Raw genomic sequence first — 15,258 nt, forward strand, 5'->3', positions numbered from 1 at the left:
CGACAAATGGGCGGTAGTCGTTTCCCCGGCGGGTGTGCGCGGGTAGTGTTCCTGGTCAGCGAAAGACCCGAGAAGTAGCACGACGGAGTAGAGGGAGGAACACCACGGTGGTCGCCGCGGCGAACCAGCAGGACGGAGCGGACCAGGTAGCTGGTCAGCTCGAACTGACGGAGGGCATGCTCGTTCAGGAGGTCGGATGGGATTCCGACTGTGACGAGTCGATCAGCGAGGCCGTCGAGGACGCCGTCGGATCAGAGCTGCTGGAGGAGGACACCGATGAGGTGGTCGACGCGGTACTGCTCTGGTGGAGGGACGGTGACGGCGACCTGGTCGACCGACTCATGGACGTCATGACCCCCCTGGCGGACGACGGCTCGGTGTGGGTCCTCACCCCCAAGACGGGGCTCGACGGGCATGTGGTGCCCGCAGTGATCGCGGAGTCCGCCCAGACCGCGGGGATGCTGCAGACGCGCACCGCCGCGCTCGGGGACTGGGCCGGAAGCCGGCTCGCCCTGCGGAAGAACAGCATGCCCCGCAAGTGATCGCGGCACCCCGGACCCCTCGTGCGCCCCGGGGTGGGGCGCTGTCCCGGGTGGGATAATCTGACCGCACCGGCGCGATCGACGCGTCGGTGCGCACGCGCGCGTAGCTCAGCGGTTAGAGCTCTGGTCTTACACACCAGCGGTCGGGGGTTCGATTCCCTCCGCGCGCACCGATGACGAAGACCGACCGATGACAACCGGCCTATGACAACCGGCCTATGACAACCGGCCGCACCCGGTGCCGAGGGCTCGGCGCGGGTCAGGTCCGGAGGCGGTCCGCTCGGCGGAAGGCCCTGCGCTGCTCGGCGTCGTTGCGGTCGCCGTAACGGGCCCGCATCGCGCGTTCACGGGCGGACGCCTCGTCGAGCTCGGTGGCTCCCCGGCCGCCGCCGTCCGAGCCGCCGCCGTCCGAGCCGCCGCCCGACGCGTCACCGTTCGCGGGATCGTCGCCGCTGTCGCGGCCGAGGTCGTCGGTGCCGCCGCCCCGGGCGTCGACCCCCGCGGTGGGCGTGGTGCCGTCATCCGGCGTCCCCGCCCCCTGATCGGCGTCGGCGTCGGCGGCCGCGACCTCGGCGTCGCGACGCCGGGCCCGGATCTCCGCCCAGGCGAAGTAGATGAGCGCGGCCGGGGCGAGCACGCCGAAGGCCAGCCACTGCAGTCCGTAGGACAGGTACGGGCCGTTCTCGATGCCGGGGATCGGGGCGGGGGAGAGCGATCCTGGCTGGCCCCCGGCCAGCTGCAGGTAGCCCTCCGACACGAGGTCGTGCCCGAGGGTGTCGCCGATGACGACCGGGTCCACCACGCGCACCGCGGGCAGTCCGGCCATCGGGACGGGCTCGGCCTCGCCCGGCTCGGTGACCCGCAACCGGGCGGTGATCTCGACCTCGCCGGCGGGGGCGGCGGGATAGTCCGGGACCGCGTTGTTCTCCCCGACGAGCACGTATCCGCGGTTGACCAGCATGTCCGCGCCGTCCACGGGGTCGAACACCGTGAGAACCTGGTAGACCAGCTCGCCGTCCACCGACCGGAGTCGCAGCAGCGCCTCGGAGTCCGGTCGCCACTCCCCGGTGAGGGTGACCAGGCGCCATTCGCGCTCGGCGAAGGCCTGCGGGCCGTCCACCACCTGCGCCAGCGGCGCGGGCTCGGCCTCGACGGATTCGGCCAGGCGGGCGTTGCGGGCGTCGAGATCGTCGCTCTTGCCCAGCTGCCACGGGGCCAGCAGCGCGAAGCACGCCCAGGCGAACAGGGCCGCGGCGAGGACGCCGATCACCCATCCCGGGGTCAGGAAACGCCGCAGTATCCGCATGCTCCCAGGGTATCCGTCCCGGCGCGGCGGGTCCCGTGGCAGGTGTGCCCGCTACCCCGTGAGCTCGCGCACCTCGGCGACCAGCCCGGGCAGGGCCGCGGTGATCTGCAGGCGGGTGCGGGTGAAGCCGCTGTCGTCTCCGTAGTAGGGGTCGGCCACGTCCGCGCCGTCAGCGCCGTGCTCGTGTGCACGGGGGTCGTAGGAGCGCAGCAGCCGGATCCGGCCCGGGTCGACACCCGCCCGACGCAGGTGGTCGCGGTGGCCGGTGTCGAGGGCCACCACCAGGTCGGCGTCGTGGTCGCCTGGGGACAGCTGCGAGGCCACGTGCCCGGTGTCGTAGCCGTGGGCTGCGAGTTCGGCGGCGGCGCGCGCGTCCATGCCGTTGCCGACGTGCCAGTCGCCGGTGCCGACGCTGGAGACGGTCACCCGGTCGCCGAGTCCGGCGTCGTGGAACGCCCGGCGGGCAATGACCTCGGCCATGGGGGACCGGCAGATGTTCCCGGTGCAGACGAACACCACCCGCACCCGCGACTCACCACCCACGGATGATCTCCTCCAGCGCCGCGGTGTCGACGGCCGACCAGTGGGCGCGGTCCCACTCGTCGGGCCGCCCGTAGCCCCAGCGCACGATCGCGGTCGGGACGCCGTAGCGGGCGGCGCCCTCGATGTCGTGTTCGCGGTCGCCGATCATGAGCACCTGCCCGGTCCCGCCGCCGTCGACGGGCGTCGGGTCGATCCCCATCGCCGAGAGGGAGTGCGCGATGACGTCGGCCTTGGCCATCCGGCCGACGGAGATGTCCGCCCCACCGATGAACTCGAAGGGGGCGGCCAGGTCGAAGTGCCCGAGGATCCGGCGCGCGGCGACCTCGTCCTTGCTCGTGGCGACCGCCATCCGGTAGCCGTCCACGGCGAGCCGGTCGAGCAGCGCGTCCATCCCCGTGAAGACGGCGTTCTCCAGCCACCCCACCTCGTCGTAGCGCTCGCGGTAGGCCGCCACCGCCCGGTCCAGGTCGGACCCGGCGAGGCCGAGCGAGGTCAACGTGTCGACCATGGGCGGGCCGGCGATGGAACGGATGTCGCGGTCGGAGTCCCAGCGCGCGCCCACCACGCCGAGCGCGTGGTGGAGGGACTTGGCGATGCCGTCGAGGGAGTCGGTGATGGTGCCGTCGAGGTCCACGAGGAGGATCGGGCGGTCGGTCATGCCGCCATCCTCCCAGAGTCCGCCGGGCGGGTTCCCCCGCCGGTCCGGGGCCGCGCGCCGTTCGTGGTCGTCCTACGCTTCCGGGAATGAGCGAGAAACCCGGAGAGCGTCCCGACCAGGCGTCGTGGGCGGCGCTGCGACACCACGGTGACGCCGAGCTGGTCCCCGGCGCCCTGGACTTCGCCGTCAACGTGCGCGGATCGGGGCCGCCGGGGTGGCTCCGCGACAGGTTGGCGGCCCGCCTCGCCGACCTGGGGGGATACCCCGGGGGCGACGACGACGAGGCCGCCCTCTCCGCCGTGGCCGCCCGTCACGGGGTCGGACGCGACCGCGTCCTGCTGCTGGGCGGGGCCTCGGAGGGATTCCACCTGCTCGCCGCCCACGCGGCCCGGAACCTGCTGCGAGCGGCGGTGGTGCATCCGTCCTTCACCGAACCGGAGCTCGAGCTGCGACGGGCCGGCGTGCCGGTGGAGCGGGTCCTCCTGCCGGTTCCGTTCGACCTCGACCCCGGCCTCGTCCCCGAGGAGGCGGACCTCGTCGTCGTCGGCAATCCCACCAACCCCACCTCGGTGGCGCACCCCCGGTCCACCGTGGCGGCGCTGTGCCGGCCCGGACGGGTGACGGTCGTCGACGAGGCGTTCTGCGACATCCTCGCGGACGAGGCGGCCCGCACCCTGGCCGGTGCCGACCTGCCGGGCCTCGTGGTGCTGCGGTCGCTGACCAAGACGTGGGCGCTGGCCGGCCTGCGCGTGGGGTACGCCGTCGGGGACCCGTCGGTGTTGGCCGATCTCGCCGCGCGCCGTCCGCACTGGCCCCTGGGCACTCTCCAACTGGAGGCCATCCGGGCGTGCGTCGGTCCGGCGGCCGATCCGGAACTCGAGGCCGCGCGGGCGCAGGTCGTCTCCGAGCGGGACACCATGGTCCGCGCCCTCGACGCCGCCGGGATCGAGGTGGCGGTGCCCCCGTCCGCGCCGTTCGTCCTGGTCCGCACTCCGGCCGGGATCGACCCGGTCGCGTTCCGGACCGGACTCGTGCGCCGGGGGATCGTCACCCGCCGCTGCGACACGTTCCCCGGCCTCGATGCCACCTACCTGCGACTGGCGGTGCGGCCGGGCACGATGGTGGACGAACTCGTCGGAGCCTGGCTCGGGGAGGTCGCGGCACGGACTGATCGCGGCACGGACAGGTCCCGCCGCGGCGGGTGAACAGGAAGGGGAGCGACCATGACCACCGGCAGGCCCACCCTGGCCGACGTCATCGACCTGTTGGAGCACGCCTACCCGCCGCGGCTGGCCGAGTCGTGGGACCGCGTGGGGCTGGTCGCCGGGGACCCGGCGGCCGAGGTCGGACGGGTCGTCGTGGCGGTGGACGCCACCGACGCCGTGGTCGACCACGCGCTCGCCGAGGGCGCCGACCTGCTGCTGGTCCACCACCCGCCGCTCATGCGCGGCGTGCACTCCGTGGCCGCCGACACCCCCAAGGGCCGGCTGCTGCACAAGCTCATCGCCGGCGGGTGCGCGCTGTACTCCGCGCACACCAACGCCGACTCCGCACGGCCCGGCGTCAACGATGCCCTCGCCGACGTGCTCGGCCTGGTCCCCGGCCGCCCCCTGGCCCCCACCGGTGACGGCACCGTCGACCGGTGGGTGGTGACCGTGCCCGACGACGACCTCGACGACCTGCTGAACGCGGTGTTCGCCGCCGGGGCCGGACGGATGAGCGGCTACACCGAGTGCTCGTTCTCCGTCCAGGGCACCGGGCGGTTCCGTCCCGGCGTCGGCACCGACCCGACGATCGGCACCGTCGGCGAGCCCGAGCGGGTCTCCGAGACGCGGGTGGAGTTCGTGGCGCCGCCCGGGCTGCGGTCCGCGGTGCGGCGAGCCGTCCTGGCCGGGCACCCCTACGAGGTGCCCGCCATGGACGTGTTCGTCAACCACGCCGGACCCGGGCCGGGGCCCGAGGACACCGGGCTCGGGCGGATCTGCGAACTCGACGCACCGATGACGCTTGCGCAGTTCACCGAGCTCGTGGCCGAGCGTCTGCCCACCACCGAGTGGGGGGTCCGCGCCGCGGGCGACCCCGACGCCGAGATCAGGCGCGTCGCGCTGTGTGGCGGATCCGGCGACTCACTGTTGGGTGCGGCCCGCGCGGCGGGCGCCGACGTCTACCTCACCGGGGACCTGCGCCATCACGTTGTGGACGAGCACCTTCGCTCGGGCGGACCCTTGCTCGTCGACGCCGCGCACTGGGCGCTGGAGTTCCCGTGGTGCGCCCAGGCCGCGGCCCTGCTCGAGGAGGGGGCGGACCTCACCGCGACGGTGTGCGATCAACGGACGGACCCCTGGACGGTGGCCGCCGGGGGAGGGCGCGTGCAGCGGTAGTCTTGGCACCCATGAAGGCCGATCCCCACGACCAGCGTCGACTCGTCGACATCGCCGACCTCGACCTGCGCCTGGCGAGTCTCGAGCACCGGCGGTCGCAGCTACCCGAGCAGACGACCCTGGACGAGCTGGAGGCCGAGCGGCGGGCCGCCACCGAGTCCGTCGCCCGTGCCCGGATCCACCTGGAGGATCTCGACCGCGCACTCGCCAAGCTGCGGTCCGATCTGGAGGCCGTGCGCCGGCGCCGGGCGGCCGACTCCGATCTGCTGGCCAAGGGCGGCCTGTCCGAGCGGCAGGCCACCGAACTGGACTACGAGCTGCGTTCGCTGGCCCGCCGCCAGGAGGCCCTCGAGGGCGAGCTGGGTGAGCTGGGCGAACGTCACGAGGCCATGGAGGCCGACGTCCGCCACTCCGGGGCGATCGTCACCGACCTGGACGCGCGGATCGGGATGGCCGTGACGCTGCGCGACACCGCCCTCGCCGAGCTCGAAGACGCGGTCACCGAGACGATGGCCGAACGGGCCCGCGACGCGGAGACCGTCCCCGCCGACCTCCTCGATCACTACACCCGTAGCGCCGCGGAGGCGGGCCGAGGGGCGGCGATCCTCAACGGAGGCCGCTGCTCGGCCTGCGCCATGGACCTGGACCGGAGCACCGTCTCGGCGTTTCGGTCCGCCCCCGCGGACGAGGTCCTGAACTGCCCCGAGTGCGGCGTGCTCGTGGTCCGCACCGACAACTCGTGAGCAGCGGACCGGGCTCCACCGGCGGGCCGGGCTGGACCGGCGCCACCGGGCGCCCCACCCGGATCGTCCTGGCCCGTCACGGCCAGACCCCGCTGTCGGTGGACCGGCGCTATTCGGGCCAGGGCGACCCCGAGCTCACCGAGTTGGGCGTCACCCAGGCCGAGCGCACCGCAGCCCGGCTCGCGGCACTGCCGGATCTCGCCGCGGTGGTCTCCTCCCCGCTGCGCCGGTGCCTGGGCACCGCCGAGCGGGCCGCCGACGCCACCGGCGTGCCCCTGGTGGTGGACGAGGACCTCATCGAGACCGACTTCGGGGGGTGGGAGGGGCTCACCTTCCGGGAGGCCGCCGAGCAGGATCCAGACCTCCACTCGCAGTGGCTGAGCGACACCGCCGTCGCGCCCCCGGGCGGCGAGAGCTTCGCCGTGGTGCGGGCGCGCGTCGAGCGGGGACTGCGGCGCATCGTCGCCGACCGCCCCGGCGGCGTGGTCGCCGTCGTCAGCCACGTCACCCCCATCAAACTGGCGATCCGGGCGGGCCTGGGCGCCGGTGACGAGCTGCTGTTCCGGCTGCACCTGGATCTCGCCTCCGTCTCCGACGTGCGTTTCTACTCCGACGGGCCCACCTCGGTGCACCTGGTCAACGACACCTCCCACCTCGTCTGAGCCCGCACCCCGACCGGCCCGCGCGGGCGACTAGACTCCCTGGGGCGAACGAGTCGGCCGGACGGCCGCGGACAGGGGAACCGGCGCTATCGGCGGCCAGGCCCCGGCCCGAGGAAAGTCCGGACTCCACAGAGCAGGGCGGTTGCTAACGGCAACCCGGGGTGACCCGCGGGACAGTGCCACAGAAAACAGACCGCCGCGCCTGCGGGCGCGGTAAGGGTGAAACGGTGCGGTAAGAGCGCACCAGCGCCCCGGGTGACCGGGGCGGCTTGGTAAACCCCGCCCGGAGCAAGGTCGAAGGTCGCACCGCTCGCGGTGCGGCTGCGCGGATGGTGTGCAGCGATGCACGGGAGGGCTGCTCGCCCGAGTCCGCGGGTGGACCGCTCGAGGTACCCGGTGACGGAGTGCCCAGATGGATGGTCGTCGCCCTCCGCCCGCGGAGGGCACAGGATCCGGCTTACAGGCCGGCTCGTTCGCCCCGTTCCCGGCAGGCGCCACCGCGGCGCGCGGTGGCGGGTCCGGACCCGGATAGTAGGGTCCGAGGTGACAAGCCCGTCGCGTCGAACCGAGGAGGCCCACCGTGTCGGACGAACAGTGGTACTACGACATCGCCACAGGTCAGGCGCAGCAAGGCAAGGTGACCAACTGGGACAACCGGATGGGCCCCTATGCCACGCGCGGCGAGGCCGAGGCGGCGCTGGTCAAGGCGAAGGCCCGCAACGAGGCCTGGGACGCCCAGGACGACTAGTACGAGCCCGGGAGGTCGAGCCGGGCTGTCCTACTTCTTCCCGCCCTTCTTCTTGCCGCTCTTCTTCTTGTCCTTCTTCTTCCGGCGCCGCCGTGCCGCACGCCGTGACTCGGACAGTTCGCGATAGGCGGCCGTGACCGCCGCGGCGTCGCTCTCGAACCCCTCGAGGGTGCGCTCGGAGAACGCCCGCTCGTGCTCGAAGAGCACGCCGAGGCCGAACGTCGACTCACCGGCGAACTCGGCCCGCCGCGCGATGCGCCGGATCCACTGCCGGGTGGTGACGCTGTCCTGGACCTCCCCGAGCACCGTGTGCAGCCGGTCGCAGGCCGTACGCAGCGGGGCCACCGTGAGGTCCTCCGTGTTCGGGACCGCACTGACGTTGCGGCGCAGTGCCTTGGCGCGCTTGCGCACGACGTGGGTGAGTTCCTCCCGCTGGGCCAGCGTCAGATCGAGGGAGTCCAGGTCGCGCTCGGTGCGAGTGCGGACCTTGGTGAACTTGGAGAACTGCCGGTCCACCCCGCGCAGCAGTGTCTCCTCGGCCTCGCGCCGCTTCCTACCGCCCTTCGACGGAGCACCGCCCTTCGACGACGCCCCGCCCCCCACTGCGGCAGGGCCGGTGCCGGCGACGCGGACCAGCTCGTGGAGTCGGTCGACCACGTCGAGGTACCGGTCGGAGAGCAGCGCCGCGGTGACGCGTTCGCCCGCGCGCTGCTCCTCGAAGTCCAACTCGGTGCGCAGGAGATGCCGGGTCCGCGCGGTCACCACGTCCTCGGGGTAGTCGGCTGCCAGCTCCCCGAGCCGTTGGTCGACCACCTGGATGTCCCGGGCCTTGCCCAGCACCGCGGCGAGCTCCTTGAGCTCGGCGAGGAGCGCGGCCGGGTCGATGTCGGTGCCGGCGGTCTCCGCCCCGAGCTCGTCGGCGTACGAGCTGATGGTGCTCCGCAGGCCACGGACCGCGACGCGCATCTGGTGGACGCCCACCACGGTGACGCGCCGGGCCGCCGGATCGTGGTCGAGGAGTTGCTGCAGGTCCTGGACAAGGGCGTCGCGCACGGGCGAGACGCCGCGCTCGTAGAGGTCGGGGAGTGGGCCGATGGTGCGGGCGAGTTTGGACGACGACGACGAGGCGTGAGCCCCGGCGTCCGCGCAGGCGGCGGCGACGGTCGCGAGGAGATCGTGTGCATCGGGTCGCGCCGGATCGACCAGTTCGGTCTCCCATTCCCGCCATCCCGCCGTTGATCCGCCGGCGACGAACGACTCGGTGGAGACACGGTCGTCGCAGAACTCGATCACCGCGGCCCCGTCGGGGTCCCGCAGCGTGAGGACCTGCCGGCGGTTGGCGATGCGGGCGACGGGCTCGAGGGGCCGACGGCGGACCAGCCCGGCGACGGCCGAGACGAGCTCCGCGGGGACGACGTCGTCACGGGGGTCGCCGTCGCCGAGCGGGGCCTGCAGTTCGACGCGTCCCGCCCGGTCGGGCAGTTTGAGGTGCCAACCCTCGTCGTCCCCGCCGGTGCGGCGCCGGAGTGTGACCTTGTGCCGGGTGAGCGAGAGGTCCGCGGTGTCGTAGTAGGTGGCGGAGAGCTGGTGCTCCACCGGGACGTCCGCGACGAGAGGCGCCAGGGCGTCGACAGTGGGCAGCGGGGTGTGCTCGTCGACCTCGAACTTGCTCTCGACCTCGACGGTCTCGTTGATCGTCATGGTCCGGTTGTATCAGTAAAGGATGAACACCGGCAGTGAGCGCCGCCCCTTCCGGACTTACCGGCGGGTAAGGTCAGTGGCTACGGTCACACGTTCGTCGTAAGGGAGAGACTGTGGATCAGCCGAAAATCGTCGACGTCCTGGTGGTGGGGGCGGGGTTCTCCGGACTCGGTGCCGCCATCCGGCTCGCGCAGGAGGGCTTCGACGACCTCGTCGTCCTCGAACGCGGCCCCGACGTCGGCGGGACGTGGCGCGACAACAGCTATCCGGGCGCGGCGTGCGACGTCCCGTCCCACCTGTACTCGTACTCGTTCGCCCTCAACCCCGACTGGTCACGGGCCTTCTCGCCGCAGGGCGAGATCTACGACTACATCCGGAAGGTCACGCACGAGGCCGGGGTGCGCGAGAAGATCCGCTTCGGCGTCGACGTCACCTCGGTGGACTACGACGAGTCCCGCGGCCGGTGGACGGTGCGCACCAGCGAGGGGGAGTACGACGCCCGCGTGGTGGTGCTGGGCGTCGGCGCACTGTGCGAGCCCAGGCTCCCGGAGATCGACGGCGTCGGCGACTTCGCCGGGCCCGTCTTCCACACCGCCCGCTGGGATCACTCGGTGACGCTGGCCGACAAGCGAGTCGCGGTGATCGGCACGGGCGCCTCGGCGATCCAGGTGGTGCCGTCCATCGCCCCGACCGTGGCGCACCTCGACGTCTACCAGCGCACCGCGCCCTGGGTCCTGCCCCGGATGGACCGGCAGTACCCCCGGTTCGAGCGGTCGCTGTACCGCCGGGTGCCCGGGTTGCAGCGCGCGGTGCGGGCCCTGCAGTACGCCAGCCGCGAGTTCCAGGTGGTGGGCCTGACCCGCACCCGCGCCGCGCTGGCGCCCATCAAGGCGCTCGGACGTGCGCACCTGGCGATGCAGGTGCGCGACCGTGCCCTGCGCGCGCGGCTCACCCCGCACTTCGAGATCGGGTGCAAGCGCATCCTGCTGTCCAACACCTGGTACCCGGCACTGTCCCGGGACAACGTCGACGTGGTCACCGAGCCGATCACCCGCGTCACCGAGGGCGGGATCGTCACCGGTGACGGGACCGAGCACCCCGCCGACGTCCTGGTGGTGGCCACCGGCTTCCACGTCACTGATTCACCGTTCTTCGAGCGCGTCCGCGGAACGGACGGGCGCACCCTGGCGGACAAGTGGCAGAGCGAGGGGATGGAGGCCTACAAGGGGACCACGGTCGCCGGCTACCCCAACCTGTTCGTCCTGGTGGGCCCCGCGACCGGACTCGGGCACTCGTCGATGATCTACATGATCGAGTCCCAGCTCAACTACCTCGTGGACGCGCTGCGCACCATGCGCGACCGCGGCCTGCAGACCGTCGAGGTGCGTGCGGCCGTCCAGGACGCGTACAACCGCGAACTGCGCGACAGCACCGGCGAGACCGTGTGGGTGACCGGCTGTAGGAGCTGGTACCTCGACGACAAGGGCAACGCGCCGGCCGTGTGGCCGGACTACACCTTCACCTTCCGCAACCAGACCCGGGAGTTCGACCTGAGCGCCTACCGGCGGACCGCGGCCGACGCCACGGCCGCGACGCGTACCGGGCAGGAGGCCCTCCGGTGAGCGCCCCGATCGGCAGACTGTTCGGCTCGGTCGGGTCGCTGGCCCGCCGCCCCCGCTGGCGGATGGACGGCAAGGTCGTCGTCGTCACCGGCGCCGGCTCGGGGATCGGGCGCGAACTGGCGCGCGAGGCCGCGCGGCGCGGCGCCCGGTTGGCACTGAGCGACATCGACGCAGACGGACTGGCCCGGACCGTCGAACTCGCGCGCGGTGACGGCGCCACCGACGTGCACTCGCAGCGTCTCGACGTCACAGAACAGGCGATGGTCGCCGAGTACGCGGGGGCGGTCGCCGAGCACTTCGGCGTGGTCCACCTGGTCGTCAACAACGCCGGCATCGCGTTCACCGGGGCGGTCGAGCAGTCCGGCTACAAGGACATCGCCCGCGTGATGGACGTCGACTACTGGGGCGTCGTGCACGGCACCAAGGAGTTCCTCCCGCACCTCATCGCCTCCGGCGACGGCCACCTGGTCAACATCTCCAGCATCTTCGCGTTCCTGTCCGTGCCCACCCAGAACGCCTACAACGCGGCCAAGGCGGCGGTCCAGCAGTTCACCGAGTCCCTGCGGATGGAGATGATGGCGGCCGGGCACCCCGTCGACGTCACCTGCGTCCACCCGGGCGGGATCAAGACCGCCGTCGCCCGGAGCGCCGGCGCGGCCGAGGGGCTGGACAGCGCGAACTTCGCCGCGATCTTCGACGCGAAGTTCGCGCGCACCGAGGCGTCGACGGCCGCGCGGGTGATCCTCGACGGCGTCGAGCGACGTAGGGCGCGCGTGCTGGTGGGGGTCGACGCCCACCTGCTCGACGCCCTGGTCCGGCTGTTCCCGACCGGCTACCAGAAGGGAACGGTCGCGATGACGCGCCGCTTCGGGGTGGTCTGAGACGGGGGCGCGCCCGGCCCGGGCGCCTCAGGGCCGGAAGCGGTCCGTGGCCTCCAGCAGGTGGTGCGTCGTGCCGGGTTCGGCCATCGCGTGCCCCGCGTCGGGGACGATGTGCAGCTCCGAACCCGGCCACGCCGCGTGCAGTTCCCACGCGCTGGCGACCGGGCACACCACGTCGTAGCGGCCGTGGACGATCACGGCGGGCAGGTGGGCGATCCGGTCCATGCGGTCCAGGATCGCCCGGCCCCGCAGGAACGCGTCGTGGACGAAGTAGTGGTTCTCGATCCGGGCAAAGGCCAGGGCGAAGCGATCGGGGTCGCCGCCGGTGCCGGCGGGTCGGGGGAGCAGGGTCGAGGTGGACGTCTCCCACGTGGTCCACGCGCGGGCCGCCTCGAGTTCGACCTGCGGATCCCCGCAGTGCAGGAGCCGGTGGTAGGTCGCGACGTGGTCGTAGCCCGGCTGATGGACGGCGTCGGGGCCGTCCGCGGCGAGCAACGGCGCGAGGTAGCCCTCCCACACGTCCGGGAACAGGTGCGCGGCCCCACCGCGGTAGAACCAGTCGATCTCGCTCGGGCGGCACAGGAAGACGCCGCGCAGGATCAGACCGCGGACCCTGGAGGGATGCTCCTGGGCGTACGCCAACGCCAGGGTGGAGCCCCACGAGCCGCCGAAGACCAGCCACTCCTCGACCCCGAGGTGCTCCCGCAGGCGCTCGAGATCGTCGACCAGGTGCCAGGTGGTGTTGACCGTCAGGTCCGCGCCGTCGGCGACGTGCGGGGTGCTCCGCCCGCACCCCCGCTGGTCGAGAAGGATGATCCGGTAGGCCGCCGGGTCGAACATGCGTCGGTGCTCGGGCGTCGTCCCGCCACCGGGTCCGCCGTGGACGAACAGGACGGGGGCGCCGTCCGGGTTGCCGGAGCACTCCCAGTACACGTGCTGCCCGTCGCCCACGTCGAGCATCCCGCTGTCGTGGGGCTCGATCGCCGGGTACGGGGCACGGCGGGCGGCCCCGTGTCCGCTGTCGGTCGTCGGTGCCATCACGGTCAGAAGGAGTGTTCGGCGCCGGGGAAGGCGCGCGAGCGGACCTCGGTGCCGTACTCGCGGGCGGCGTCACGCAGCGTGTCGGCCAGCTCGGCGTACCGCTTGACGAACTTCGCGGTGCGGCCCGTGCTGTGCCCGGCCATGTCCTGCCAGACCAGCACCTGGGCGTCGCACCCGTTGCCGGCCCCGATGCCCACGGTGGAGATCTCCAGTTCCGCGGTCACCTCCCGCGCCAGGTCGGCGGGCACCATCTCCATCACCACGGAGAACGCCCCGGCCTCCTGGACGGCGCGGGCGTCGGCGCGCAGCTGATCCGCCGCGTCGCCGCGACCCTGGACCCGGAACCCGCCCAGCCCGTTGACCGACTGCGGCGTGAAGCCGATGTGCGCCATCACGGGGATCCCGGCGTCGACGATCGCCTTGATCTGCGGGACCATCCGCACGCCGCCCTCGAGCTTGACGGCCTGGGCTCCGCCCTCCTTCATCATGCGGGTGGCCGCGGCCACGGCCTGCGTCGGCGAGGCCTCGTAGCTGCCGAACACCAGGTCCGCGACGACCAGTGCCTTCGGGGCGCCGCGGGTGACGGCCCGCACCAGCGGGATCATCTCGTCCTCGGTCACCGGGACCGTCGTGTCGTAGCCGTAGACCACGTTGGCGGCCGAGTCGCCGACGAGCAGCACCGGGATCCCGGCCTCCTGGAACAACCGCGCGGAGACGAAGTCGTAGGCGGTGAGCATCGGCCACGGCTCGCCGGCGGCCTTGAGCTCGGCGAGGTGGTGCAGACGGGTGACCCGGGTCAGGCCCTGCGGCCCGTCGCCCTTCGGCGTCTGGTCCGGTGCGCCGCCGGCGCCGTAGACCGGGGAGTCGGGGGTGTCGCTCATGGGAGTGTGGCCTTCCTTCGGTGACCTCGAGGCCGGCTGGAGCGCCGGTACCCGGGTGGACAGGGGGCGGTGACGTGCGCGGCGGGATCCGTGCGCTGTCGCGGACGAGTCTGCCACGACCGGCACGGAGGGGTCCGGTGGGCGTCGGGGCGGGCGGATGTCACACGCTCGTAACACGACAGGCACTAGGTTGGACCGCATGAACCGCCAGCAGGAGTACGTTCTCAGGACCTTGGAAGAGCGCGACATCCGGTTCGTCCGGCTCTGGTTCACCGACGTCCTCGGCACCCTCAAGTCGGTCGCCGTGGCGCCGGCCGAACTCGAGGGCGCCTTCGGGGAGGGGATCGGCTTCGACGGCTCCGCCATCGAGGGCTTCTCCCGGGTCTCGGAGGCGGACACCGTCGCCAAGCCCGACCCGTCGACCTTCCAGGTGCTCCCGTGGGCCCACGCCGACGGCAAACAGCACTCCGCGCGCATCTTCTGCGACATCTTCAACCCGGACGGCAGCCCCAGCTGGGCCGACCCCCGGCACGTCCTGCGGCGTCAGCTCAGCAAGGCCGCCGACCTCGGGTTCTCGTGCTACGTGCACCCCGAGATCGAGTTCTTCCTGTTCAAGGACCTGGACACGGACGGCGCGGAGCCGGTGCCCACCGACAACGGCGGTTACTTCGACCAGGCCGTGCACGACTCCGCCCCGCACTTCCGGCGCCACGCGATCGAGGCGCTCGAGGCGATGGGCATCTCGGTGGAGTTCTCCCACCACGAGGGCGCGCCGGGCCAGCAGGAGATCGACCTCCGCTACGCCGACGCCCTGAGCATGGCGGACAACATCATGACGTTCCGCTACGTGGTCAAGGAGGTGGCCATGAACAACGGGGTGTGGGCGTCGTTCATGCCCAAGCCCCTGCGTGACCACCCGGGCTCGGCCATGCACACCCACATGAGCCTGTTCGAAGGCGACGCCAACGCGTTCCACGACCCGGACGACGAGTACCAGCTGTCCGATACCGCGAAGTCGTTCGTGGCGGGCATCCTCACCCACGCGCCCGAGTTCTCGGCGGTGACCAACCAGTGGGTCAACTCCTACAAGCGACTCATCGGCGGAGGCGAGGCCCCCACCGCGGCCACCTGGGGCCGGGCCAACCGGTCGGCGCTCGTCCGTGTGCCCATGTACACGCCCAACAAGGCGTCCTCGCGCCGCATCGAGGTGCGTAGCCCGGACTCGGCCTGCAACCCGTACCTGGCCTACGCGGTGATGTTCGCCGCCGGGATCAAGGGCGTCCAGGAGGGGTACGAGCTGCCGCCGGAGTCCGAGGACGACGTGTGGACCATGAGCCGGCGCGAGCGGCGGGCGATGGGATACACCGACCTCCCGGGCAGCCTCGAGCAGGCGCTGGACGCGATGGAGGAGTCCGAGCTCGTCGCCGAGGCGCTGGGCGAGCACGTGTTCGAGTTCTTCCTGCGCAACAAGCGGCGCGAGTGGCGCGAGTACCGCAACGACGTGACCCCGTACGAGCTGCGGCACTACCTCAACTTGTGACCGGGGGCG

15 protein-coding genes, 1 tRNA gene and 1 other RNA gene are annotated in these 15,258 nt (G+C 72.5%); 11 read left to right on the plus strand and 6 right to left on the minus strand.

The annotated features are described in order from the left end of the window. The first annotated feature begins 107 nt into the window (after positions 1-107). On the plus strand, positions 108-542 hold the full coding sequence (locus OVA21_RS05000; RefSeq protein WP_096905691.1) for a DUF3052 domain-containing protein: 435 nt from the start codon (positions 108-110) through the stop codon (positions 540-542). Between the two features lie 97 nt (positions 543-639). After that, positions 640-712, plus strand: a tRNA-Val gene (locus OVA21_RS05005). A gap of 89 nt (positions 713-801) precedes the next feature. Here OVA21_RS05005 and OVA21_RS05010 read toward each other — a convergent pair. From OVA21_RS05010 to OVA21_RS05020, 3 genes are read right to left on the minus strand one after another with little or no spacing between them, the layout of a single operon-like run. Next, positions 802-1,848, minus strand: coding sequence for an SURF1 family cytochrome oxidase biogenesis protein (locus tag OVA21_RS05010; RefSeq protein ID WP_268091917.1), 1,047 nt, complete (start codon positions 1,846-1,848; stop codon positions 802-804). A gap of 51 nt (positions 1,849-1,899) precedes the next feature. After that, positions 1,900-2,391 carry a low molecular weight protein-tyrosine-phosphatase gene (locus OVA21_RS05015; RefSeq protein WP_268091918.1) on the minus strand — a complete coding sequence of 164 codons (492 nt, stop codon included), beginning with the start codon at positions 2,389-2,391 and terminating at the stop codon, positions 1,900-1,902. Beyond that, on the minus strand, positions 2,381-3,049 hold the full coding sequence (locus OVA21_RS05020; protein WP_069389227.1) for an HAD hydrolase-like protein: 669 nt from the start codon (positions 3,047-3,049) through the stop codon (positions 2,381-2,383). The genes OVA21_RS05015 and OVA21_RS05020 overlap by 11 nt, the downstream gene beginning before the upstream one ends. An 86-nt stretch (positions 3,050-3,135) precedes the next feature. On the opposite strand from OVA21_RS05020, the gene cobC reads away from it, so the two are divergent. The 6 genes from cobC (at position 3,136) to OVA21_RS05050 (ending at position 7,583) form a co-directional block, all read left to right on the plus strand. Further along, a complete protein-coding gene (gene cobC, locus OVA21_RS05025; RefSeq protein WP_268091919.1) occupies positions 3,136-4,254 on the plus strand; it encodes an Rv2231c family pyridoxal phosphate-dependent protein CobC in 1,119 nt (372 codons plus the stop codon). Between the two features lie 18 nt (positions 4,255-4,272). Further along, positions 4,273-5,430 carry a Nif3-like dinuclear metal center hexameric protein gene (locus OVA21_RS05030; RefSeq protein ID WP_268091920.1) on the plus strand — a complete coding sequence of 386 codons (1,158 nt, stop codon included), beginning with the start codon at positions 4,273-4,275 and terminating at the stop codon, positions 5,428-5,430. A gap of 11 nt (positions 5,431-5,441) precedes the next feature. Continuing rightward, a complete protein-coding gene (locus OVA21_RS05035) occupies positions 5,442-6,173 on the plus strand; it encodes a zinc ribbon domain-containing protein (protein WP_268091921.1) in 732 nt (243 codons plus the stop codon). Beyond that, positions 6,170-6,835, plus strand: a complete 666-nt coding sequence (locus OVA21_RS05040; protein WP_096905684.1) for a histidine phosphatase family protein — start codon at positions 6,170-6,172, stop codon at positions 6,833-6,835. The genes OVA21_RS05035 and OVA21_RS05040 overlap by 4 nt, the downstream gene beginning before the upstream one ends. A 49-nt stretch (positions 6,836-6,884) precedes the next feature. Then, positions 6,885-7,311: RNase P RNA component class A (gene rnpB, locus OVA21_RS05045), an RNA gene on the plus strand. A gap of 104 nt (positions 7,312-7,415) precedes the next feature. Beyond that, entirely contained in the window at positions 7,416-7,583 is a 168-nt protein-coding gene (locus tag OVA21_RS05050; protein WP_096905683.1) for a hypothetical protein, read from the plus strand. A 30-nt stretch (positions 7,584-7,613) separates the two neighbouring features. Here OVA21_RS05050 and OVA21_RS05055 read toward each other — a convergent pair whose 3' ends face one another. Next, on the minus strand, positions 7,614-9,284 hold the full coding sequence (locus OVA21_RS05055) for a CYTH and CHAD domain-containing protein (protein WP_268091922.1): 1,671 nt from the start codon (positions 9,282-9,284) through the stop codon (positions 7,614-7,616). Positions 9,285-9,397: 113 nt separating this feature from the next. Between OVA21_RS05055 and OVA21_RS05060 the strand changes: the two genes are divergently transcribed. Both OVA21_RS05060 and OVA21_RS05065 read left to right on the plus strand, forming a co-directional pair. Next, the gene (locus OVA21_RS05060; protein ID WP_096905681.1) at positions 9,398-10,906 is read left to right on the plus strand and encodes a flavin-containing monooxygenase; all 1,509 of its coding nucleotides are present in this window, start codon (positions 9,398-9,400) and stop codon (positions 10,904-10,906) included. A gap of 62 nt (positions 10,907-10,968) precedes the next feature. Then, the gene (locus OVA21_RS05065) at positions 10,969-11,787 is read left to right on the plus strand and encodes an SDR family NAD(P)-dependent oxidoreductase (RefSeq protein ID WP_067714319.1); all 819 of its coding nucleotides are present in this window, start codon (positions 10,969-10,971) and stop codon (positions 11,785-11,787) included. Between the two features lie 27 nt (positions 11,788-11,814). Here OVA21_RS05065 and pip read toward each other — a convergent pair whose 3' ends face one another. Further along, positions 11,815-12,825 (minus strand): prolyl aminopeptidase, encoded by a 1,011-nt coding sequence (gene pip, locus OVA21_RS05070; RefSeq protein ID WP_096907283.1) that lies wholly within the window; start codon positions 12,823-12,825, stop codon positions 11,815-11,817. Positions 12,826-12,830: 5 nt separating this feature from the next. Next, positions 12,831-13,709: a 3-methyl-2-oxobutanoate hydroxymethyltransferase gene (gene panB / locus OVA21_RS05075; protein WP_067714199.1), complete on the minus strand. Its 879-nt coding sequence runs from the start codon at positions 13,707-13,709 to the stop codon at positions 12,831-12,833. A gap of 199 nt (positions 13,710-13,908) precedes the next feature. Here panB and glnA point away from each other — a divergent pair, with 199 nt between their 5' ends. Beyond that, positions 13,909-15,249: a type I glutamate--ammonia ligase gene (gene glnA, locus OVA21_RS05080; RefSeq protein WP_067714196.1), complete on the plus strand. Its 1,341-nt coding sequence runs from the start codon at positions 13,909-13,911 to the stop codon at positions 15,247-15,249. The last annotated feature ends 9 nt before the right edge of the window (positions 15,250-15,258 follow it).

It is taken from the genome of Dietzia sp. SL131 (assembly GCF_026672565.1).
In the GTDB taxonomy this organism is placed as follows: domain Bacteria; phylum Actinomycetota; class Actinomycetes; order Mycobacteriales; family Mycobacteriaceae; genus Dietzia; species Dietzia kunjamensis.

Coding starts and splice junctions, on each gene's coding strand:
- OVA21_RS05010 (WP_268091917.1), bottom strand. CDS start 1,848: ATGCGGATACTGCGGCGTTTCCTGACCCCGGGATGGGTGATCGGCGTC.
- OVA21_RS05020 (WP_069389227.1), bottom strand. CDS start 3,049: ATGACCGACCGCCCGATCCTCCTCGTGGACCTCGACGGCACCATCACC.
- cobC (WP_268091919.1), top strand. CDS start 3,136: ATGAGCGAGAAACCCGGAGAGCGTCCCGACCAGGCGTCGTGGGCGGCG.
- OVA21_RS05030 (WP_268091920.1), top strand. CDS start 4,273: ATGACCACCGGCAGGCCCACCCTGGCCGACGTCATCGACCTGTTGGAG.
- OVA21_RS05035 (WP_268091921.1), top strand. CDS start 5,442: ATGAAGGCCGATCCCCACGACCAGCGTCGACTCGTCGACATCGCCGAC.
- OVA21_RS05055 (WP_268091922.1), bottom strand. CDS start 9,284: ATGACGATCAACGAGACCGTCGAGGTCGAGAGCAAGTTCGAGGTCGAC.
- OVA21_RS05065 (WP_067714319.1), top strand. CDS start 10,969: ATGGACGGCAAGGTCGTCGTCGTCACCGGCGCCGGCTCGGGGATCGGG.
- pip (WP_096907283.1), bottom strand. CDS start 12,825: ATGGCACCGACGACCGACAGCGGACACGGGGCCGCCCGCCGTGCCCCG.
- panB (WP_067714199.1), bottom strand. CDS start 13,709: ATGAGCGACACCCCCGACTCCCCGGTCTACGGCGCCGGCGGCGCACCG.
- glnA (WP_067714196.1), top strand. CDS start 13,909: ATGAACCGCCAGCAGGAGTACGTTCTCAGGACCTTGGAAGAGCGCGAC.